This is a genomic window from Amycolatopsis sp. NPDC051071 (assembly GCF_040682875.1).
In the GTDB taxonomy this organism is placed as follows: Bacteria; Actinomycetota; Actinomycetes; order Mycobacteriales; family Pseudonocardiaceae; genus Amycolatopsis.
On record NZ_JBFBBY010000065.1, the window covers coordinates 23,362 to 43,143 of the forward strand.

Below are 19,782 nucleotides of genomic sequence, written 5' to 3' on the forward strand. Positions count from 1 at the left end.
AAGTCGACCTTGTGCTAGCGTCGTCGGCGAGCCCCGTATGGGCCTACGCATGGAGGTAGCGGCTACTCAGCCACCGGAGATCGGCGCAGACCGTCTCTCGTATCGCGCATCTCGCATCACCAGATGGTGGGATGCCGCCTCCATGCACTGTGCCCCAACACTTGTGCGTGAACGCGAGTTGCTGTCGTCATGCCCTTTTCCGCTGGTGCCGCCCTCCTGTCGACACAAAGACGACGGGAAGGAAAGTCTTGACCGGCTTCAACGATCAGGTGATCGAGGAATTCAGACAGCACAAGGGGAAACTCGGCGGCAGGTTCGAGGGGTGGGAGCTGATCCTGCTCACCACCACCGGTGCCCGTAGCGGCAAGCGGCGGACGAATCCCTTGGGGTACCTCGAAATCGACGGCAAGACCGTCGTCGTCGCCTCGAATATGGGGGCGTCGGAACATCCCGGGTGGTATCACAACATCCGGCACGACCAGCGGGTGACCATCGAGACGGGGACCGAGACGTACGAGGCGATCGCGGCCATTCCACCCGCGGCGGAGCGGGACGCGTTGTTCGCGAAGGCGGTCGAGCTGGAGCCGGGATTCGCCGAGTACCAGGCGAAAACGACCAGGGAGCTGCCCGTCGTGATCCTGTCCCGGGTCGACGACCGGGTGCGGGGGATCGGTGATTTCCTGGTGGAGGTCCACGAGTGGCTGCGCGAGGAACTCAAGACGCTGCGTGCCGGGGTCGACGACCTCGTGGCCGGTCGCGCGGATTCCCTCATCATGGAGAAATCCCTGCGGGCGCATTGTGTTTCGTTCTGCGAGGCACTGACCAAACATCATACCGGCGAGGACATGGGCGCGTTTCCGATGCTGGCGCAACGGTTTCCCGCACTCGCGCCGTCGTTGACGAAGCTCGGGGAGGATCACGTCGTCGTGGCGTCGCTGCAGAAACGGATCCGCGAGCTCGTCGAGGGGTACGTCCACGGCGAGAGTGATCCGGTCCGGCTGAGGGACGACTTCGACGTGCTCGCGGGCAAGCTCGAAGCACACTTCGCCCACGAAGAGGAAACCGTGGTCGCGGCGCTCAACGTGACCGCGCCGGCGCCGAGTTTCGGGTGAACCTGACACACGCCCTGGGGTTCCGGCCCCGGGGCGTGTATTGTTCAGGGTGGCGACGCTCTCTCCGCGTGACGCCGTTCAGTGCGAGAAGTGGGCGGAATACGCCCTTGACCTCGCCGAAGACCGTCCAAGAGCGGTCCCTCTTCTTCGAAAGGTTTCACCATTAACACCTACAGCACGGACAGTGCGCTTTTCAGCCATCCGTTGGACATCGAGCCCGAACGGAACGATGCTGCCACGCCTCAAGGCGACCGGTACACGGATCTGTTCCGCGAACCGACCTACCCCACGCGGGAACCTTCCCCCGAGACGAGTCGTTGACCGCGCACAGGGGCAAGGCAAAGAAATGGTGAGATGACTTCAGCTCTAGACACCCCGGACACCGAAAATCGGCAGGCACCGCAGCCGATGTTGTCCGGGGAGCAGTCCGGCACCGAAAACTTTCTCGTCAAGCTCTTCGCGGTCGTGCCCCTGCTGGCACTGGCCGCCTCCGTCCCCTTCGCTTGGGGCTGGGGCCTGGGCTGGGTGGACCTCGGCCTGGCCGCCGGGTTCTACTTCCTCACCGGACTCGGCGTGACAGTCGGTTTCCACCGCTACTTCACGCACGGCGCGTTCAAGGCCCATCGCGGCCTGCGGATAGCGCTCGCGGTCACCGGCAGCATGGCCATGCAGGGTCCGGTCATCGGCTGGGTGGCCGACCACCGGCGCCACCACGCCTTCTCCGACCGTGAGGGCGACCCGCACTCCCCTTGGCGCTTCGGCACCGGTCCGGCCGCGCTGGCCCGCGGTTTCTGGCACGCCCATATGGGCTGGCTGTTCGATCGCGAGAAGACCAACGCGCACCGGTTCGCGCCGGATCTGCTCGCCGATCGCGACATCGCCCGGATCGACAGGCTGTTCCCGGTGCTCACCGTCGCGACACTGCTCGCACCCGCGGTGCTGGGCGGGCTGATCACGATGTCCTGGTGGGGCGCGGTGACCGCGTTCTTCTGGGCGAGCCTGGTCCGCGTCGCGCTACTGCACCACGTCACCTGGTCGGTGAACTCGCTGTGCCACCTGATCGGTGACCGTCCGTTCGCGGCGCGGGACAAGTCCGCGAACTTCTGGCCGCTCGCCATCGCCTCAATGGGCGAGTCATGGCACAACTCCCATCACGCCGACCCGACCGGCGCCCGGCACGGCGTCCGCCGAGGTCAGCTCGACATTTCCGCACGGACGATCTGGCTGTTCGAGAAGGCGGGCTGGGCCACCGACGTCCGCTGGCCAAAGTCCGACCGCCTCGGGCGCAAGCTCAACCCTGGCTACGCGCTGTCACCGCGGCGGAGTGCTCGATGATCGCCGCCCAGCCCAGTCAGTTGTCACGCTGACGAGTGAAGCGCCCTCAGGGTTTCGTGGGCGGTAGGCCGAACGTCGTGAACAGCGCGGGGTCGATGAACGAGGTGATCTCGCAGATCTGCTCGTCCCGCAGGGACAGCACGTTGATCGACCAGGCGTGGTGGACGGCGTCGGCCGATTCGCCGACGTAGCAGGCGACGGTCGGCTGGCCGTTGGCGGTAATGATCTCGTTGCGCCAGCTCGGGCACCGGCCGATCGGGACCTCGACGGCGAAGTCGGTCACCGCCTCGATGCCGCGGTACCACTGCGCGAGCGGCGGCATGGACCAGGTGACGTCCTCGGTCAGCAACGCCACGAGCGCGCCGGCGTCGCCACGGTCCAGCGCGGAGGCGTAGCCCGCGGCGATCTCGCGGACCCGCGCGTCTTCGAGCTTTCGCAACGTCTGCTGCTGGCTCGGCGACGGGACCTTCTCGGCCACGATCGCCCGCGCGCGTTGCAGTGCGCTGTTCACCGCCGCGACCGAGGTGTCCATTGTGGACGCGATCTCGGCGGCGGAGAAGCCGAGGACGTCGAAGAGCAGCAGCGCGGCGCGCTGGTTGCCCGGCAGGTGCTGTAACGCGGCGACGAACGCCAGCTCGACGGCTTCGCGCTGCTCGTACCGGGTGTCCGGCCCGGCCGGGCTCTGGCCGAGGCCCGCGTCGGGATACGGGCCGAGCCAGGAAACCTCCGTCACCGGGGCCTGTTCGATCACGGCGCGTTCGCTCGACGGGCCAAGATCCATCGGCAGCGCGCGTTTGCCGCGGGCGGCCGCGGTGTCGAGACAGGTGCGGGTGGCGACGGTGTAGAGCCAGGTGCGCATCGAGCTGCGGCCTTCGAAGCGCTCCAGGCTCCGCCAGGCCCGCAGCAGCGCGTCCTGCAGGGCGTCGTCGGCGTCGTGAGTCGAGCCGAGCATGCGGTAACAGTGGGCGTGCAATTCTCGGCGCAGCGGCTCCACCAGACGATTGAAGGCCGCGTCGTCCCCGTTGCGGGCTTCGGCGACGTCAGGCTCCTCGGCGCGCAAAATATCTTCGCTCACAGTCGATGATTGTGCCCTTACTTGGCGCGGAGCGCGGTGACGGCCGGGGTGAACATCGTCGTCTTGATCGCGGCGAGGGTGCCGCGATCCTTCCCAGCCAGCGGGCGGACGAGGTCGGCCGCGTACTCCAGCAGCGCGGTTTTCTCGGCGACGGCGTCCACGAGCCCCAGATCCCGCGCGTCCGTGCCGCCGAACCGCCGTCCCGTGGTCATCGACGCGATCGCGGCCGCGGGAGTGAGCTTGGCCTGGATCAGCCCGGCCATCCCGGGGGTGAACGGGATGTTGATGTCGGCCTCGGGGAAGCAGAAGTACCCGCGGTCGGCACGCATCACCCGGAAGTCGTGCGCCATCGCCAGCATCGCCCCGGCACCGAACGCGTGCCCGTTGATCGCGGCGACCGTGTGCACGCCGAGGGTGAGCACACGGGCCAGCAGTTCGTGGACGTCGCCGACGTACCGCGCGGCCTGTGCGGCGTTGCTGGTGAGCCATTCGAGGTCGAGACCGTTGGAGTAGAACCGCCCGGAGCCGACGGTGACCAGCACCGCGGGATCCGGATGCGCGACGACGGTGTCCAGCAGTGAATGGACGGTTTCCAGCCAAGACGGCGAGAAGCGGTTCTCGTCGTCTCCGAGGTCCAGCAGGAACACCGGCGCGTCGTAACGCAGTGTCGGCATGGGTCAATCCTTTCGCGGGGGTGGGAGCAGCAGTACGGCGCGGACCGCGGTGATGAGCCGGGTACGGGAGTCTTCGGAGATCGGTTCGCCCACGGTCATGGCGCGGCGGAAGAATGCCGTCGGCAGGTCTACCACGCAGGTTGTGAGAACCTCGACAGCTGGGGCGTCGTGTCGTTCCCAAAGTCGCCCGGCGAGCTCGATCAGCAACGCGACCAGGCGTTTGTCGAGCGCCAGGAGATCGCCCGCGAGATCGTCCGGTACCTGCGGGCCGAGCAGGTGCTCCTTCTTGACGGTGAGGAGCAGCCGGGCCGCTTCCGGCCTCCGCTCGGCGAAGGCCGCGGGCGCGTCCGCCGCGGCCACCGTCGCCTCGACCGGGTTTTTCGCCTGGTCGGCGAGCTCGGTCTGGAGGTTGAGGAAGTCGGCGGCCGCACGAAGCCAGACACGGGCCAGCAGTGCGCCGAGTGAGCCGAAAGCGTGGTAGATCGTGCCATTGGGGACACCGGCGGCGGCCGCGAGGGACCGGACGGTGACGCCACGCGGACCCACGTCGACGACGAGGCGCTCGGCGGTGTCGAGCAGCCCTTCGAGGTCGTGGACGCGGGGCCGGGCCATCGGGCGAGAATAACAGAGCGCTTGCTCTAGAACTTTTCGGGCGCGGTGACCTGGTTCACACGCGGAGCTGTCACAACCTTCGGGCGGGCGGGGTCAACCCGACGAACCGCCAAGAACCGAAGGAGAAACCGAAATGTCCACCACTTACGTCATCGTCACCGCCGTCGGAGCCTTCATGGCCGCCTTCTCGGCCGCCTCGATCTTCTTCCGCGCCAAGTGGGTCGTGCGGCCGCTCGCGGACTACGGCGTTCCCCACTCGTGGTGGAACCGGCTCGGCGTCGCCAAGGCCGCGGGCGCGATCGGCCTGATCGTGGGCCTGTGGGTGCCCGTGCTCGGGGTCGCGGCCGGGATCGGCCTGGTGCTCTACTTCACCGGCGCCGTGATCACCGTGCTCCGCGCGCACTGGCCTTCGCACGTCGCGTTCCCGCTGATGTACCTGGCGCCTGTCGCCGCCTCTCTGGTGCTCGGGTTCGCCGCCTGAGGTCAGGCGTCCGGGGACCACACCGCGAGTTCGGCGCCGCCGGGCTCGCGGAAGTGGAACCGGCGCCCGCCGGGGAAGGAGAACGGCTCGGTCGTGACGATCCCGCCCGCGGCCTCGACGGAACCCCTCGCCTTTTCGAGGTCGTCGGTGCGGATCGTCACCAGCGGCGCGGCCGTCTGCTGAGCCGCGTCCTGCTGAAAGCCGAACGAGACGGCGCCACCGCTCTGGACGTCGGCGTACGTCGGACCGAACGGTGTCGCCTTCCAGCCGAAGGCGTTCTCGAAGAACCGGCTCGAGTCCGTGGCCGAGCCCGACGGGAACTCGACGAAGTCAATTTCGTACATGCGCCGGAACCTACCCCGGCCCACCGACAGAACCGCGGCGGAACTCGTCAGACGCTGCGCAGCACCGACACCACGACGCCGAGCACGGCCGCGCGATCGCCGTCGATGACGTCGTAGGCGGGGTTACGCGGTTCGAGGTACACGTGGCCGTCGCGGCGGCGGTAGACCTTCACGGTCGCCTCTTCGTCGATCATCGCGGCGACGATCTGGCCCGAGTGCGCCTCCTGCTGCTGCTTCACCACGACGATGTCGCCGTCGCAGATCGCCGCGTCGATCATCGAGTCACCGCGCACCCGCAGCCCGAAGACGTTGCCACGCCCGGTGAGTTCACGCGGCAGGGTCATCACTTCGTCGACGTGTTCGACCGCCGAGATCGGCGTGCCCGCGGCGATGTCACCGACGACGGGGACCGGCACGGAGTCCTCTGTGGATTCCCGCGAGGTCGTGCCGTGCAGGAACGCGCGGACGTCGATGGGCCGGGAGATCGAACTGCTGCGACGGAGGAAACCCTTCTCCTCCAAGGCCGCCAGATGTTTCGACACCGAGGACGCCGACCGCAGCCCGACCGCCTCGCCGATCTCACGCGTGCTCGGCGAGTACCCGTGCTCGACCACCCAGTCGCGGATGGTCGCCAGGATCCGCTGCTGGCGATCCGGCAGGGAAGCGGCGTCCTCGAACACGTCAAGATCGTGGTAGGCGGTCATCGTCGGAATGGTAGTTCGTGCAGGCCGCCGCGATCGCCGCGGTGTCCCAGTAGAACGGCCGCACCTCGGTGATGCGCCCGTCGTCGACCGTGATCGTCTGCAGGATCGGGAAATCCAGTTCGCGGCCGGTGGCCCGTGACCGGACGTGTACCCGGGTCAGGACGACCAGCGGGCTGGTCTCGCTCAGGAAGCTCTGCTCCACCATGTCGAAGACGTCCCAGGTTTCGCCCATGGCGAGGAAGAACCGCTCCATGTCCCCGTGGCCACGCCAGATTCCGCCGTAGGGCAGGCCATCCGCCTGATGGAGCACGACGTCGGGGGAGAAGAACGGCGCGAGCGGCGCGAAGGACGCCTCACCCGGGCCGCCCGCGGCGAAGTACTCGGCTTCGCCGCGTACATGCCTTTGAGTACGGACAGGGCATCGCTTGTCTGGGTCACGATGAACACTGTGGAGTGCGGCGTCCGGGTCCGCTGGCGGTTATCCGCCGTGAAGATCGGCCGGATGGTTTCGCGCCGGGACCGAAAGACCGATCCCGCGCGCAGTTGCGCGAGGTTGACTCGATCGCATGAACACGAGCATGAAGATCACCGCGGTGGCGGTCACCGTCGCGGGGGCCGCCGTCGCGCTGACCGGCTGCGGTCTCAAGGAGGGCCTGACCGAAAAGGCGAACGGTCACGTGCGGACGGCCGGCTACGCGACCGGCGCCGAGGGCAAACGGGATCAGGACGTCCGGCTGCCGGACTGGGTGCCGGACAAGGCGGAGTCGGTCACCGAGGTCGTCCGTACCACGGGTTCGGAGCGGATCCTGCGCTTCACCGGCGGGAACCTGCCCGCCACCTGCGTGCCGGGCGCGGCCGCGGCGCAGTCGGCGACGCTGGTCGCCGACTGGTGGCCACGGGGGCTGGAAAGCCGGACCGACAAGGTCTGCGGGGAATGGCACGTGCTCGTCCAGGACGGCGACGGGTACGCGTTCAGACCGGAGACGCTGGTGAATACGAGGTCCTGACCGGCCGTGCCATCCGGTCAAGGCCGCAACGAAAGCCGAGGCCGTCGCACTCGGGGAAACGTTGTTCGGCGCCGGTACGGCACGCATGGCGCGGGCCCACGCACGGATCTCGGGCGGCCGCACTCACGTCTACTCGTTCGGGTACCGCTCGACGGCGCTGGACGGGTGGCTCGGCGCCGCGCACACCGTCGAGCTGCCGTTCGTCTTCGACGTCGCCGGCGAGCCGTGGCCGCACGGAGACGCGGGCCTGCTCGGTCCCGGCCCCGCACCGGACGGCCTCGCCGCCAGGGTGCACGCCGCTTGGGTCGCGTTCGCCAAGACCGGAGACCCTGGCTGGGCGAGGTACGACGCTGTCGAGCTCCTCGGCTGACAGGGCGTCTCAGGCTTGTGCCAGCGCCGTGTGCGCCGCGTGCCAGCAGCTCGCGGCAGTCTTCTGGAATGACATTCCAAACGAAGACACCGGTCACGATCATCGGCGCCGGCCTCGGCGGCCTCGTCCTGGCACGCGTCCTGTACGTCCACGGCATTACTGCCGCCGTCTACGAAGGAGAGTCCTCGCCGATGGCGCGGGCGCAGGGCGGGTTGCTCGACATCCACGACTACAACGGCCAGCTCGCCATCGACGCCGCCGGTCTGATGGAGGAGTTCCACGGCCTCGTCCTGGACGGCCATCAGGCGTTGCGGGTCCTCGACCAGGACGGGACCGTCCTGTTCGAGCGGGGCGACGACGGTACGGGCGGCCGACCCGAGGTGTACCGCGGTGAGCTGCGGCAGATGCTGCTCGACTCGCTCCCGGAGGGCACCGTCCGGTGGGGCCGCCGGGCCGTCGGCATCAGGACACTCGACGACGGCCGCCACGAGGTGACGTTCGCCGACGGCACCACCGTCGTCACCGATCTCCTGGTCGGCGCCGACGGCGCGTGGTCACGGGTCCGGCCGCTGCTCACCGACGTCGTCCCCGGCTACACCGGCGTGTCCGTCGTCGAGACCTACCTGTTCGATTCCGACACCCGGCACGTCGCCGCGGCGAAGGCGGTCGGCGGCGGATCGATGTTCGGGAACGGCTCCACACCGGGCAAGGGCATCAACGCCCACCGCGAACGGGGCGGCACCTTGCACTCCTACGTGGAGGTCAGCGAACCGCTGGACTGGTTCGAGGCCATCGACTTCACCGACACCACCGCGGCCACCGCGCGGATCGCGCGGGAGTTCGACGGCTGGGCCCCGGAACTCACCGCGCTGATCACCGAAAGCGACATCGCCCCGATCCATCGCCCCTTTTTCGCGCTGCCGATACAGCGGTGGGAGCGGGTGCCGGGGACGACCCTCGTCGGCGACGCCGCCCACCTCGGGGCGCCGAACGGTGAAGGCGCCAACCTGGCCATGCTGGACGGTGCCGAACTCGGCAAGGCCCTCGTCGCGCATCCCGGCGACGTCGAGGCCGCCATCGCCGGATACGAGCAGGCCATGTTCGTCCGCTGGGAAACGCCCGCCGACGACGAGTTCCTGCTCGAAAGCCTGTTCGGCGACGAAATCCCTCAGCGCCTGATCGACCTGTTCGAATCGAGGTAGCGGATCAGGCCGTCGGGCGGCCCGCCCCGGCGTAGTCGTCGCCCTGCTTCCGGTAGGTGTGCACCTGCACGGCCTGCCCGGTCTGCGGGGCGTCGATCATCTGCTGGTTCCCGATGTACAGCCCGACGTGGTGGATTTTCGTATTCGGTTCACCGTAGAAGATCAGGTCGCCCAGCTGGGGATCGGTCACCTTGTTCACGCTGTGGTACTGCGTGTGGGCGGTGCGCATGAGCTTGACGCCCGCACTCGCGTACGCGGCCGTCGTCAGGCCGGAGCAGTCGAAACCGGGGTCGCCGCCGCCGGTGCCGTTGCCACCCCAGACGTACGGCAGGCCGATCTTGTCGATGGCGAAGTTGACCGCGCTCAAGGCCGCCGCGTTCGGCGGCTGCGGGCTCTGGCCGACCGTGCCGTAGACGTTCACCGTCGCGAGCGTGCGGTGCATCAGCAACGGCGCGGGCTGCAGGGTGCTCACCGCGTTCCACCACGTCTGGCCCTGGCCGAGGTCGCGTCCGCCCGCGCACAGGGCGCGGCCGGCGGTGAGGGCGGCGTCGTCGATGTTCTGCGGGTCCGGCTTCTTGCCGCTCGCCGAAGCCTGGAACCGGCCCCAGACCGACGGCGCCAGCTGCAGCGGGCCGCTGGCGTTTGCGGCCGACACGACCTTGTTGTAGAAGTCGCGGACCTCGACCGTCGCCAGCGGCACGGTCATCGCGCCTTCGGCGTTGAGGGCCGAGCCGTTGGCGCGGCCGTGGTCCGAGGCGATTTTCCCGAGTGCCGCCAGCGTCACCCAGGACAGCCGGCAGCCCGGCGTCTCCTTGGCGAGCGCCACGGTGGTCTTCGCGTAGCCGGTCATCGCACGCAGCGGGATGTCGAGCCAGCCGCTGGTCTTCGACACCCAGGCGTCGAACTCCTGCCCTTGCTGCTGCGGGACTTTCGGCTGTTCCTTCGGGACTTCGGCCGTCGCCGACGACGGCGGGGCCGAAGACTGGACGGCGGCGGCCTCCGTCTTCGGCTCATCCTTCGGCGCGAAGGTGATGGCCGCGATCAAAGCCGCACCCGCCACGACGACGGCGGCGATGATCACCGGAAGTCTGCGACGGCGGGAAGTTCGCTGTTCCATCAGAGCCCTCCGGTGACGCGGCCGAGGACGAACTCGCGGAAGGCGTCGACGTCGGTGGTCAGCGCGACGTCGACGGTGCGGCCCGGCACGGCCTGCGGATCGGTGCTCCGAAGCCTCCGCCTGTCCACCAGTGTCGTGCCGCGCGCGGGCCCGAAACCGCACTCGACGTCCACCGGGTACGCCTCGGTGTGGAGGATGCCCGGCTTGATCGCTTCGGCCACCGCGACCGCGTCGTGCATGACCATCCCCGGAAACCCGAGGATCGGGCTGTAGTGCGTCACGTACGTCGGTGTCAGCGCTTCGAGTGCCGCGCCGAGCGGGCCGGACGCGGCCAGCTTGCCGAGCCAGGCGGAGTCGACCGTGCACTGGTGCGTGATGTCCAGCGGGACCAGTACCGTCGGGATGTCCTCGTCGAACAGCACCCGGCGCGCGGCCTCGGGGTCGCTCCAGACGTTGAATTCGGCGGACGGGGTGGAGTTTCCCTTGGTCACCCCGCCACCCATGATGACGATCCGGCCGATCTTCTCGCGGATCCCCGGATGGGCGGCCAGCAGCAGCGCGATATTCGTGAGCGGGCCGATCGGGGCGATCGTCACCGGCTCGTCGGCGGCTTCGAGCAGGTCCACCAGCAGACGGACGGCGCCGCGTTCGTCGAGCGGGCGGTTCGCCTCCGGCAGCGTCCCGGCGTGGCCGGACAGCCCGTCCTCGCCGTGCACGAAACCGGCGGGTTCGGCGTTGTCGTAGACCAGCGGCCGGGCCGCACCGGCCGCGACGGGGACGTCCTCGCGGCCGAAGAGTTGCAGCAGGCGCCGCGCGTTGGCGGTGGTGTGGCTCAGCGGGACGTTGCCGAACACCGTGGTCACGCCCAGCAGGTCGACGTCTTCGGAACGCGCGGCCAGAGCCAGCGCGAAGGCGTCGTCGACCCCCGGGTCGGTGTCGATGATCAGCTTGGTGCCCATACGCGAGCTCCCCTTTGCGGTCGGCGGCCTGAACACAGGTTACGGTCACCGGTATGACGTCCATGTGGGGTGCGCCCGCGTTGTCGAGGCTCCGCGCCTGGGGCCAGGCCCGCCGCGACCCGAGGCAGGCGAAGTTCCTGACCGCGGCCTCGCTGCGCTGGGTGCTGCGAAACCGCGCGTACACGCCTTGGTACCTGGTCCGGTACTGGCGGCTGCTGAAGTTCCGGGTCGCGAACCCGCACATCATCCTGCGCGGCATGGTGTTCCTCGGCAAGGACGTCGAGATCCACTGCCGCCCCGGTTACGGGCGGCTGGAGATCGGCCGCTGGGTGCACATTGGCGACGGCAACGCGATCCGCTGTCACGAAGGGTCGCTGCGCATCGGCGACAAGGCGGTGTTCGGGCGGCAGAACGTGCTCAACGGCTACCTCGACATCGAACTCGGCGCGGCCACCCTTGTCGCGGACTGGGTGTACATCTGCGACTTCGACCATGTCACCACCGATATCACCGTCCCCATCAAGGACCAGGGGATCGTGAAGTCGCCCGTGCGGATCGGGCCGGACACCTGGATCGGCACGAAGGTCTCCGTGCTCAAGGGCACGCGTGTCGGCCGCGGCTGCGTCCTCGGCGCACACGCCGTGGTGCGTGGCGACATCCCGGACTACTCGATCGCCGTCGGCTCCCCGGCGCGCGTGGTGCGGAACCGGCAGGACGACTACGCCGCCGACGCCGCGCGTCGCGAGGCTGTCGCGGACATGGCGCGTAAGGCGAACAAGGCGCTTCAGAAGACCCTGGGCGTCGATTCCTGACCCGCACTCACGTGCTCACACGCGAGTGCGGGTTCAAGCACAGGGCTAGTTCCGTAGCTGGTCACGGACCTCCATGAGCGCGAAGCCCAGGAGGTTCTGGCCGCGCCAGTAGTCGGGCCGGGTGGCGTTCTTGTCGTCGCGGGCGACGCCGCTGCCCCAGACGAGGTCCATCTTCGACGCCTCGACGATCACCTTGTCACCCGTGCTCAGCAGGAATTCACGCAGTTCGGCGTGCTGGCGAAACTTCTCCAGGTTCCCGTCGATCACGATGTCGTAGCGGTGCCGCTCCCAGAGCTCACCGTCGAAGTTCGAGACTTCGCGGCCGAGGATTTTGGCGGTCTTCGGGTCCGGCGCCTCACGGATCGCGCGCGCGGCCTCGTAATCGCCGAACAGTTCGGCCTTGCTCGCCATCATGTAATGCTCGGCGGTGGGGTACCGCTCACCACCCGCGGTGAACGGCGCGAGCCACCACTGGCTCAGGCACGCCGCGTTGACGCGGCCGCTCTTGAGCGGGGTGTGGCCGTAGAAGAGCTGGTACTCGGGCTCCGCGCCACTGTGGACCAGCTCGCGCAACGCATCGAGACTCCGGACTCCGTCGACCTTGCTCACCATGGCGTCCAGTGGACCACAAGCCTCCGACAACCCGCGCACTGGACTCGGACCACTCTCCGCCGTGACCGGAGGTGGTCAGTACATTCAGCATTCGTGCAAGGGATCGAAACGGTGAGCGCCCGAACGGTCGAAGAGGCCGCGAAACGACTGGCCGGGGTGGTGACCCGCACGCCGCTCGAACCGAACGAGCGGCTCTCGGCGCGGGTCGACGCCCGGGTCTGGCTCAAACGCGAAGACCTCCAAACCGTACGTTCGTACAAGATCCGCGGTGCGTACAACTTCATCGTCCAGCTCGACGCCGGGCGCCGGGCCCGCGGCGTTGTCTGTGCCAGTGCGGGAAACCACGCGCAGGGCGTCGCGTACGCGTGCCGTCGGCTCGGGGCGGACGGCCGCGTCTACGTCCCGGGCACGACTCCCCGGCAGAAGCGCGAGCGGATCGCGACGCTGGGTGGCTCGCATATCGAAGTCATCGTCGTCGGCGAGACCTACGAAGACGCCTTCACCGCCGCGAAGCAGGACGCCGAGAGCACTGGCGCGACGCTGGTCCCCGCGTTCGACGCACCGGAGACCGTCGCCGGACAGGGCACCGTGGCGATGGAGGTCGTCGCGCAGCTGGGGATCATCCCGGACGTCATGGTGGTACCGGTCGGCGGTGGCGGGCTGCTCGCGGGCATCGCCGCGTGGGCCGCGGAACGCGCGCCGGAGATGCGGATCGTCGGCGTCGAACCGGCGGGAGCGACCTGTATGGCGGCGGCGATCGCGGCCGGAGAGCCGGTGCGGCTCGAAACCGTCGATACCTTCGTCGACGGCGCGGCGGTCGCGCTGGCCGGAGCGGTGACGTTCCCGCTGGTCCGCGATGGAGGCGTCGAACTCACCGACGTCGCCGAGGGCGCGGTGTGCACGGAAATGCTCGCGATGTACCAGTCCGACGGCGTGATCGCCGAACCCGCGGGCGCGCTCGCGACGGCGGCGTTGGGCACGACAGTGAAAATCGACCCCGGCCAAATCGTGGTGTGCCTCGTTTCCGGCGGCAACAACGACGTCAGCCGTTACGGCGAAGTGCTCGAACGGTCGTTGATCCACGAAGGGCTGAAGCACTACTTCCTGGTCGGATTCCCGCAGGAGCCCGGCGCGCTGCGGCGGTTCCTCGACGAGGTCCTCGGCCCGGACGACGACATCACGCGGTTCGAGTACGTGAAGCGCAACAGCCGGGAAACCGGCCCGGCGCTGATCGGCATCGAACTCGCGCGAGCCGGTGACCTCGAAGGGCTGCTGCACCGGCTGGACGTCAGCCCGCTTCAGGTGGAGCGGGTGGAGCCGGGCAGCCCGCTGTTCCACTTTTTGGTCTAGCGCCGGACCTTCGGGTGTGTCATGAAAGGGTCTTTCAGGACAAGAAGTGTCCTGAAAGACCCTTTCCTGACACGCGCGAGCTCAGCCGCGGAAAGCCCTCAGGTGCGCTCGCGCCCAGTTCGCGAACGGCCGCGGTTCCCGTCCGGTGAGGTCCCGCACGGCGGGAGTCACCTCCGAGTCGTCGAACTCGCCGTCGGCGAAGAACCGAAAGAAGGCGTCGACGTACTTCTCCGGCATCTCCGCGCTCATCGTCACGCGCGCTTCGGCGTCCGAAAGCGGTTCCAGCCGCAGCTCCCGCCCCAGCAACGCGCCGAGGACGCGCAACCGGTCCGCGGGCCGGAGCGAATCCGGCCCGGTGAGCGCGTATGCCCGTCCCTCGTGTCCCGGCGTCGTCAGGGATTCCGCCGCGACGGCCGCGATGTCGTAGGGGTCGATCGCCGCCACCGGCACGTTCGCGAACGGCTCGCGGACGACGTCGCCGTCCGCCAGCTGCGGCACCCACTGCAGTGTGTTCGACATGAACCCGCTCGGCCGCAGGAACGTCCATGCCAGCTCTGACGCACGCACCGAGGCCTCGGCGGCCAGGTGCATGCCCGCGACGGCGTTGTCGGAGTGCCCGCCGACGACCGACCGTGACGACAGCAGCGTGACCTGCTCGACGCCCGCGTCCCGCATCACCGCGAGCGCACCGGCCATGTCGTGGTAGCCGCCGAGCAGGAAGACCGCCCGGACGCCGTCCAGCGCGCGCTTCAGGCTCGGAGGTTCGTTCAGATCGCCCGGTACGCCTTCGACGCCGTCTGGCAGCGGGCGCGGGGTGCGGACCAGCGCTCTGACGGGATGCCCGTCGCGCGCCAGGATTCCGGTCAGTTCCGAGCCGACGTTCCCGCCGGCTCCGGTCACCAAGATCATCGAATTCTCCCCAGTGCGGTGGCCACCGTCGCAGGCGGCGGCCGTCGACGGCAACCCTGCCAGTGAGATCAAGACGGCTCAAGGTGCCTTGGGCACCGCCGGGTACGGCACGAAGGTGCTGGTGTTCTCGTCGACGGTCAGCTGTTTGCCGATCGTCGGGAACGCGCGCTGCGAGCAGGCCGGGCGTTCGCAGACTTTGCAACCCATGCCGATCGGGGTGGCCGCGGCACGGTCGTCGAGGTCGAGCCCGGTCGAGTAGATCAGCCGTTTCGCGTGCCGCAGTTCGCAGCCGAGGCCGACGGTGAACGTCTTGCCGGGGCTGCCGTAGCCGCCGATGTTGCGTGACACCGTCCGCGCGATCCAGAAGTAGCTCTTGCCGTCCGGCAGGGTCGCGATCTGGGTGAGGATCTTGCCCGGCTGGGTGAACGCCTCGTAAATGTTCCACAGTGGACACGCGCCGCCGACGCGCGAGAAGTGGAAACCGGCCGCGGACTGGCGTTTCGACATGTTCCCCGCCCGGTCGACGCGTACGAACGAGAACGGGACGCCGCGGTTCTTCGGCCGCTGCAACGTCGAAAGCCGGTGGCAGACGGTCTCGAAGCCGACGCCGAAGTGGTCACACAGCCGCTCGATGTCGTAGCGGAACCGTTCCGCGGTCGACAGGAACGGTCCATAGGGAAGGATCAGCGCGCCCGCGAAGTAGTTCGCCAGTCCCACGCGGGCCAGCGAACGCGCGGCCGGGCCCGAGAACGCCCAGGAATCGGCGAGTTCGGTGATCAGATCGTCGTATTCGAGCAGCGCGATCTGTGAGGCCATCCGGAACGCCTGCTGCCCGACGCGCAGGCTCGGCGCCAGCCGCAGCACCCGCGGACCCGGTTCATACCGGTGCTGTTCGCCGTTGGCCTCGTCGATGCCCTCGTTCGTGACGTCGACGCCGTAGCGCTGGATCAGGCTTTCCTTCAGCGCGGCGAGCACCTGACCGCGGTGCAGTGGCAGGTCGTGCGCCATCCGTTCGGCGCGTTCGTCCAGCTCGGCGACGTAGTTCTCCCGCTCGTAGAAGAAGTCGCGGACCTCTTCGTGCGGCAACGAGCCGGCCGCGCTCCCGTGCAGGCCGAGGCCGTTTTCCGTGGTCAGCACGGCAGTGTTCTCGACCGCGTTGCGATAGCTGCGATGCAGTTTGACCAGTGCCTGCGCGATCGACGGCAGATTCGTGGCGAGGTCGTTCAGCTCGCTGGTGGTGGCAGTCAAGTTACTGCCGCCGACCACGTCGTCGAGCAGCACCTCTTTCACATCCGCGACGAGCCGTGCGGTGTCGTTGTTGGCGAAGAACTCGGTGTCCACTCCGAACGCTTGAGTGATGCGAAGGAGCACCGGGACGGTCAACGGACGCGAGTTGTGCTCGATCTGGTTGAGGTAACTGGGTGAGATCTCCAGCACACGAGCGAGATCCGCTTGGCTCATCGACCGGCTTTCACGCAGATGCCGAAGCTTCGCTCCGGCGAAGGTTTTGTCCACACAGGCCTCTCTGTCCGCAAGGTTTCCGGGCCTGAACGATTCAGTGAACGGTCAAGCACGTGGATTTTCGGTCAGCTTGCGAACCTGCGATTCGCAACCTTTGCAAGATGGTACGGAAGCTTCGCAGAAATTGGCAAATTGGAGGCCTGGATCGGGTTTCCCCTGTCGTGTCAGGGTCGGATCAGGAAAGGCGATCACTCGCAAACTTCGCAACACCGGGAGAATTCGATGACTGAGCACGCGCAGCAGCTGGCGCAGGCGGCCGCCGAACTGACCAAGCAGTGGGAGACCGACCCCCGCTGGGCTGGCGTGCGGCGGTCGTACTCCGCGGCTGACGTGGTCAAGCTGCGCGGCAGCGTGGTCGAGGAGCACACGCTGGCCCGCCGCGGTGCCGAGAAGCTGTGGGACCTCCTGCACAACGAGGACTACGTCCACTCCCTCGGCGCGCTGACCGGTAACCAGGCGGTGCAGCAGGTCCGCGCCGGCCTCAAGGCCATCTACCTCTCCGGCTGGCAGGTCGCGGCCGACGCCAACCTGTCCGGCCAGACCTACCCGGACCAGAGCCTCTACCCGGCCAACTCGGTGCCCGCCGTCGTCCGCCGCATCAACAACGCGCTGGGCCGCGCCGACCAGATCAACTGGGCCGAGGGCAACACCGACACCGACTGGTTCGCCCCGATCGTCGCCGACGCCGAGGCGGGCTTCGGTGGTCCGCTCAACGCGTTCGAGCTGATGAAGGGCATGATCGCGGCCGGTGCCGCGGGTGTGCACTGGGAAGACCAGCTCGCGTCCGAGAAGAAGTGCGGCCACCTCGGCGGCAAGGTGCTCATCCCGACCAAGCAGCACGAGCGCACGCTGAACGCCGCCCGCCTCGCCGCGGACGTGCTGAACGTGCCGTCGCTGATCGTCGCCCGCACCGACGCCCAGGCCGCGACCCTGCTGACCAGCGACGTCGACGAGCGCGACCAGAAGTACACCACCGGTGAGCGCACCGCGGAGGGCTTCTACACCGTCACCAACGGCATCGACCCCTGTATCGACCGCGGGCTGGCCTACGCGCAGTACGCCGACCTGCTGTGGATGGAGACCTCCAAGCCGGACCTCGAGGTCGCCCGCCAGTTCGCCGAGGCCATCAAGGCGAAGTACCCGGACCAGATGCTGGCCTACAACTGCTCGCCGTCGTTCAACTGGAAGAAGCACCTGGACGACGCGACGATCGCGAAGTTCCAGCGCGAACTCGGCCACATGGGCTACAAGTTCCAGTTCATCACGCTGGCGGGCTTCCACGCGCTGAACTACTCGATGTTCGACCTGGCGCACGGTTACGCCCGCGAGGGCATGACCGCCTACGTCGACCTGCAGGAGCGCGAGTTCGCTTCGGAGGAGCGCGGTTACACCGCCACGAAGCACCAGCGCGAGGTCGGCACCGGCTGGTTCGACAACGTCGCGACCGCGCTGAACCCGGCCAGCTCGACGACCGCGCTCGCCGGTTCCACCGAGGCCGAGCAGTTCTGATCCCTCGCAAGCAGATGCCAGGTGGCGGTCTTTCGACCCCGGAGACCGCCACCTCCCATCCCCGCCAACTCTCTTTCGCGAAGCCCAGCGGAGGCACACCATGGTTGAGAAGCTGAACTACCGGATCGACGTCTGCGGACCCGCCGGTGACCGGTTCGACGAGATCCTCACCCCGGCCGCACTGGACTTCGTGGCCAAATTGGACAACGCGTTCGCCGGTCGCCGCCGCGAGCTGCTCGACGCCCGTCGTCTGCGCCGCGAGAAGCTGCGGTCCGGTGAGGAGCCGCTGGGCTTCCTCCCGGAGACGCACTCGATCCGCGACGACAGCGGCTGGACGGTCGCCCCGGCCGCGCCCGGTCTCGAAGACCGCCGCGTCGAGATCACCGGCCCGACCGACCGCAAGATGACGGTCAACGCGCTCAACTCCGGTGCCAAGGTCTGGCTCGCCGACTTCGAAGACGCGACCTCGCCGACCTGGCACAACGTGATCGACGGCCAGCTCAACCTGTTCGACGCCATCCGCCGCAACATCGACTTCACCACCGAGGCGGGCAAGCGCTACACGATCGGCGAGGAACCCGCGACGATCGTCGCCCGCCCGCGTGGCTGGCATCTGGTGGAGAAGCACATCCGCATCGACGGCCGCCCGGTTTCGGCGAGCCTTGTCGACTTCGGCCTGTACTTCTTCCACAACGCGCGTCAGCTGCTGGCCCGCGGCAGCGGCCCGTACTTCTACCTGCCGAAGCTCGAAAACCATCTCGAAGCGCGGCTGTGGAACGACGTCTTCCTGCTGGCGCAACGAGAACTGGGCCTCCCGCGCGGCACCATCCGGGCCACCGTGCTGATCGAGACGATCACCGCCGCGTTCGAGATGGACGAGATCCTCTACGAACTGCGCGAGCACATCGCCGGGCTGAACGCCGGCCGCTGGGACTACATCTTCAGCGTCATCAAGAACTTCTCCTCGCATGGCGCGGACTTCGTGCTGCCGGACCGCGCGCAGGTGACGATGACCGTCCCGTTCATGCGGGCCTACACCGAACTGCTCGTGCGTACCTGCCACCGGCGCGGGGCGCACGCGATCGGCGGGATGGCGGCGTTCATCCCGAGCAAGGACCCGGAGATCAACGCGACCGCGCTGGAAAAGGTCCGCCAGGACAAGGAACGCGAGGCGTACGACGGTTTCGACGGTTCGTGGGTCGCGCATCCCGGTCTCGTCCCGGTCTGCCGCGAGGTGTTCGACGGCGTGCTCGGCGGCTGGCCCAACCAGCTCGGCAAGCTCCGTGAGGACGTCGTCGTCACCGCCGAGGACCTGCTCGACGTCGCCAGTGCGGGCGGCGAGGTCACTGAAGCGGGTGTCCGCGCCAACATCAACGTCGCGCTGCGCTACGTCGACGCCTGGCTGCGCGGGACCGGTGCGGCGGCCATCCACAACCTGATGGAGGACGCCGCCACCGCCGAGATCGCGCGCTGCCAGATCTGGCAGTGGATCCGCAACGGCACGAAACTCGAAGACGGCACCGCGCTCACCCGCGAGCTCACCGTGTCCTATTTGGATGAAGAGCTGGCGACCGTGCGGGCGGAACTGGGCGAGGGCAACCGGCTCGGCGACGCGTACGAGATCTTCACCGAGACCGCGCTGGGTGAGAAGCTGCCGAGCTTCCTCACCACCGGTGCCTACGCGCGGTACCTGACGACGCACTGACCAAGGCTCCGGCCGCCCTGACCTGACGCGGGGCGGCCGGTTCCACACCGGTTTTTGGGACGGTGTGGCCCCACGGGTCCGGTGGCGGAGGCTCCCCGCCGCCGGACCCGTTTCACGCGCGCGCCCCTCCGGTGGCGCCTGTCGGGCGCGCGTCGTTCGCGGAGGCCCCGTCCACCCCCACACCGTTGTGGGCGGGGCCTTCGCGGCTTTCTCGTTGTAGGCGGGGCTTCGCGGCTCCTCCCGCTCGGTCTCGCTCCCGTATGTCATGAGGGGTCCCCATAGGACACTTTTCGTCCTATGGGGACCCCACATGACGTTGTTGGACGTCTGTTGGCACGTAGGTACGGGTAGGGTGGGCACACGGGCGAATAG

Annotated in this window: 20 protein-coding genes and 1 pseudogene; 10 read left to right on the plus strand and 11 right to left on the minus strand. The window is 68.3% G+C overall.

From position 1 onward, the window contains the following. Window positions 1–248: 248 nt before the first annotated feature. Together AB0M65_RS21590 and AB0M65_RS21595 are read left to right on the plus strand one after the other, a co-directional pair. Window positions 249–1,112, plus strand: coding sequence for a nitroreductase/quinone reductase family protein (locus AB0M65_RS21590; RefSeq protein WP_364030055.1), 864 nt, complete (start codon window positions 249–251; stop codon window positions 1,110–1,112). 354 nt (window positions 1,113–1,466) lie between these two features. Continuing rightward, window positions 1,467–2,447: an acyl-CoA desaturase gene (locus AB0M65_RS21595; protein ID WP_364030058.1), complete on the plus strand. Its 981-nt coding sequence runs from the start codon at window positions 1,467–1,469 to the stop codon at window positions 2,445–2,447. 46 nt (window positions 2,448–2,493) lie between these two features. Here AB0M65_RS21595 and AB0M65_RS21600 read toward each other — a convergent pair whose 3' ends face one another. The 3 genes from AB0M65_RS21600 to AB0M65_RS21610 are packed head-to-tail and all read right to left on the minus strand — an operon-like array spanning window position 2,494 to window position 4,808. Then, entirely contained in the window at window positions 2,494–3,522 is a 1,029-nt protein-coding gene (locus AB0M65_RS21600) for a sigma-70 family RNA polymerase sigma factor (RefSeq protein ID WP_364030061.1), read from the minus strand. A gap of 17 nt (window positions 3,523–3,539) precedes the next feature. Further along, window positions 3,540–4,196 (minus strand): enoyl-CoA hydratase/isomerase family protein, encoded by a 657-nt coding sequence (locus AB0M65_RS21605; protein ID WP_364030064.1) that lies wholly within the window; start codon window positions 4,194–4,196, stop codon window positions 3,540–3,542. 3 nt (window positions 4,197–4,199) lie between these two features. Then, window positions 4,200–4,808, minus strand: coding sequence for a TetR/AcrR family transcriptional regulator (locus AB0M65_RS21610; RefSeq protein ID WP_364030067.1), 609 nt, complete (start codon window positions 4,806–4,808; stop codon window positions 4,200–4,202). A gap of 133 nt (window positions 4,809–4,941) precedes the next feature. On the opposite strand from AB0M65_RS21610, the gene AB0M65_RS21615 reads away from it, so the two are divergent. Next, a complete protein-coding gene (locus tag AB0M65_RS21615) occupies window positions 4,942–5,289 on the plus strand; it encodes a DoxX family protein (RefSeq protein ID WP_364030070.1) in 348 nt (115 codons plus the stop codon). A 2-nt stretch (window positions 5,290–5,291) separates the two neighbouring features. On the opposite strand, the gene AB0M65_RS21620 is transcribed toward AB0M65_RS21615, so the two are convergent. From AB0M65_RS21620 to AB0M65_RS21630, 3 genes are read right to left on the minus strand one after another with little or no spacing between them, the layout of a single operon-like run. Beyond that, on the minus strand, window positions 5,292–5,633 hold the full coding sequence (locus tag AB0M65_RS21620) for a VOC family protein (RefSeq protein WP_364030073.1): 342 nt from the start codon (window positions 5,631–5,633) through the stop codon (window positions 5,292–5,294). 47 nt (window positions 5,634–5,680) lie between these two features. Beyond that, the gene (lexA, locus tag AB0M65_RS21625; RefSeq protein WP_364030076.1) at window positions 5,681–6,337 is read right to left on the minus strand and encodes a transcriptional repressor LexA; all 657 of its coding nucleotides are present in this window, start codon (window positions 6,335–6,337) and stop codon (window positions 5,681–5,683) included. Then, complete coding sequence (locus tag AB0M65_RS21630; RefSeq protein WP_364030079.1) at window positions 6,315–6,647, minus strand: nuclear transport factor 2 family protein; 333 nt, start codon at window positions 6,645–6,647, stop codon at window positions 6,315–6,317. The genes lexA and AB0M65_RS21630 overlap by 23 nt, the downstream gene beginning before the upstream one ends. Before the next feature lie 256 nt (window positions 6,648–6,903). Between AB0M65_RS21630 and AB0M65_RS21635 the strand changes: the two genes are divergently transcribed. The 3 genes and pseudogenes from AB0M65_RS21635 to AB0M65_RS21645 all read left to right on the plus strand — a co-directional run bounded on the left by AB0M65_RS21635 (window position 6,904) and on the right by AB0M65_RS21645 (window position 8,916). Then, on the plus strand, window positions 6,904–7,344 hold the full coding sequence (locus AB0M65_RS21635; protein WP_364030082.1) for a hypothetical protein: 441 nt from the start codon (window positions 6,904–6,906) through the stop codon (window positions 7,342–7,344). Between the two features lie 49 nt (window positions 7,345–7,393). Next, window positions 7,394–7,714, plus strand: a pseudogene (locus AB0M65_RS21640) (carboxylesterase family protein); the annotation flags it as partial. A gap of 68 nt (window positions 7,715–7,782) precedes the next feature. Next, entirely contained in the window at window positions 7,783–8,916 is a 1,134-nt protein-coding gene (locus AB0M65_RS21645) for an NAD(P)/FAD-dependent oxidoreductase (protein WP_364030085.1), read from the plus strand. Between the two features lie 4 nt (window positions 8,917–8,920). Here the strand turns inward: AB0M65_RS21645 and AB0M65_RS21650 are convergent, their stop codons facing one another. Both AB0M65_RS21650 and AB0M65_RS21655 read right to left on the minus strand, forming a co-directional pair. Beyond that, window positions 8,921–10,033 carry a C40 family peptidase gene (locus AB0M65_RS21650; protein WP_364030088.1) on the minus strand — a complete coding sequence of 371 codons (1,113 nt, stop codon included), beginning with the start codon at window positions 10,031–10,033 and terminating at the stop codon, window positions 8,921–8,923. Further along, window positions 10,033–10,992 (minus strand): nucleoside hydrolase, encoded by a 960-nt coding sequence (locus tag AB0M65_RS21655; protein WP_364030091.1) that lies wholly within the window; start codon window positions 10,990–10,992, stop codon window positions 10,033–10,035. Before AB0M65_RS21655 ends, AB0M65_RS21650 begins: the two co-directional genes overlap by 1 nt. Window positions 10,993–11,045: 53 nt before the next feature. Between AB0M65_RS21655 and AB0M65_RS21660 the strand changes: the two genes are divergently transcribed. Beyond that, window positions 11,046–11,804: an acyltransferase gene (locus tag AB0M65_RS21660; RefSeq protein WP_364030094.1), complete on the plus strand. Its 759-nt coding sequence runs from the start codon at window positions 11,046–11,048 to the stop codon at window positions 11,802–11,804. 45 nt (window positions 11,805–11,849) lie between these two features. On the opposite strand, the gene AB0M65_RS21665 is transcribed toward AB0M65_RS21660, so the two are convergent. After that, complete coding sequence (locus AB0M65_RS21665; RefSeq protein WP_364030097.1) at window positions 11,850–12,416, minus strand: NADAR family protein; 567 nt, start codon at window positions 12,414–12,416, stop codon at window positions 11,850–11,852. A 93-nt stretch (window positions 12,417–12,509) separates the two neighbouring features. Between AB0M65_RS21665 and ilvA the strand changes: the two genes are divergently transcribed. After that, entirely contained in the window at window positions 12,510–13,766 is a 1,257-nt protein-coding gene (gene ilvA, locus AB0M65_RS21670; protein WP_364030100.1) for a threonine ammonia-lyase IlvA, read from the plus strand. A gap of 81 nt (window positions 13,767–13,847) precedes the next feature. On the opposite strand, the gene AB0M65_RS21675 is transcribed toward ilvA, so the two are convergent. Next, complete coding sequence (locus tag AB0M65_RS21675; protein WP_364030103.1) at window positions 13,848–14,675, minus strand: NAD(P)H-binding protein; 828 nt, start codon at window positions 14,673–14,675, stop codon at window positions 13,848–13,850. Window positions 14,676–14,753: 78 nt separating this feature from the next. Further along, the gene (locus AB0M65_RS21680) at window positions 14,754–16,190 is read right to left on the minus strand and encodes a short-chain fatty acyl-CoA regulator family protein (RefSeq protein WP_364030106.1); all 1,437 of its coding nucleotides are present in this window, start codon (window positions 16,188–16,190) and stop codon (window positions 14,754–14,756) included. A 228-nt stretch (window positions 16,191–16,418) separates the two neighbouring features. Here AB0M65_RS21680 and aceA point away from each other — a divergent pair, with 228 nt between their 5' ends. Both aceA and aceB read left to right on the plus strand, forming a co-directional pair. Beyond that, window positions 16,419–17,705 (plus strand): isocitrate lyase, encoded by a 1,287-nt coding sequence (gene aceA / locus AB0M65_RS21685; RefSeq protein ID WP_364030109.1) that lies wholly within the window; start codon window positions 16,419–16,421, stop codon window positions 17,703–17,705. Window positions 17,706–17,805: 100 nt separating this feature from the next. Next, window positions 17,806–19,410 (plus strand): malate synthase A, encoded by a 1,605-nt coding sequence (gene aceB / locus AB0M65_RS21690; RefSeq protein ID WP_364030112.1) that lies wholly within the window; start codon window positions 17,806–17,808, stop codon window positions 19,408–19,410. Window positions 19,411–19,782: the final 372 nt, after the last annotated feature.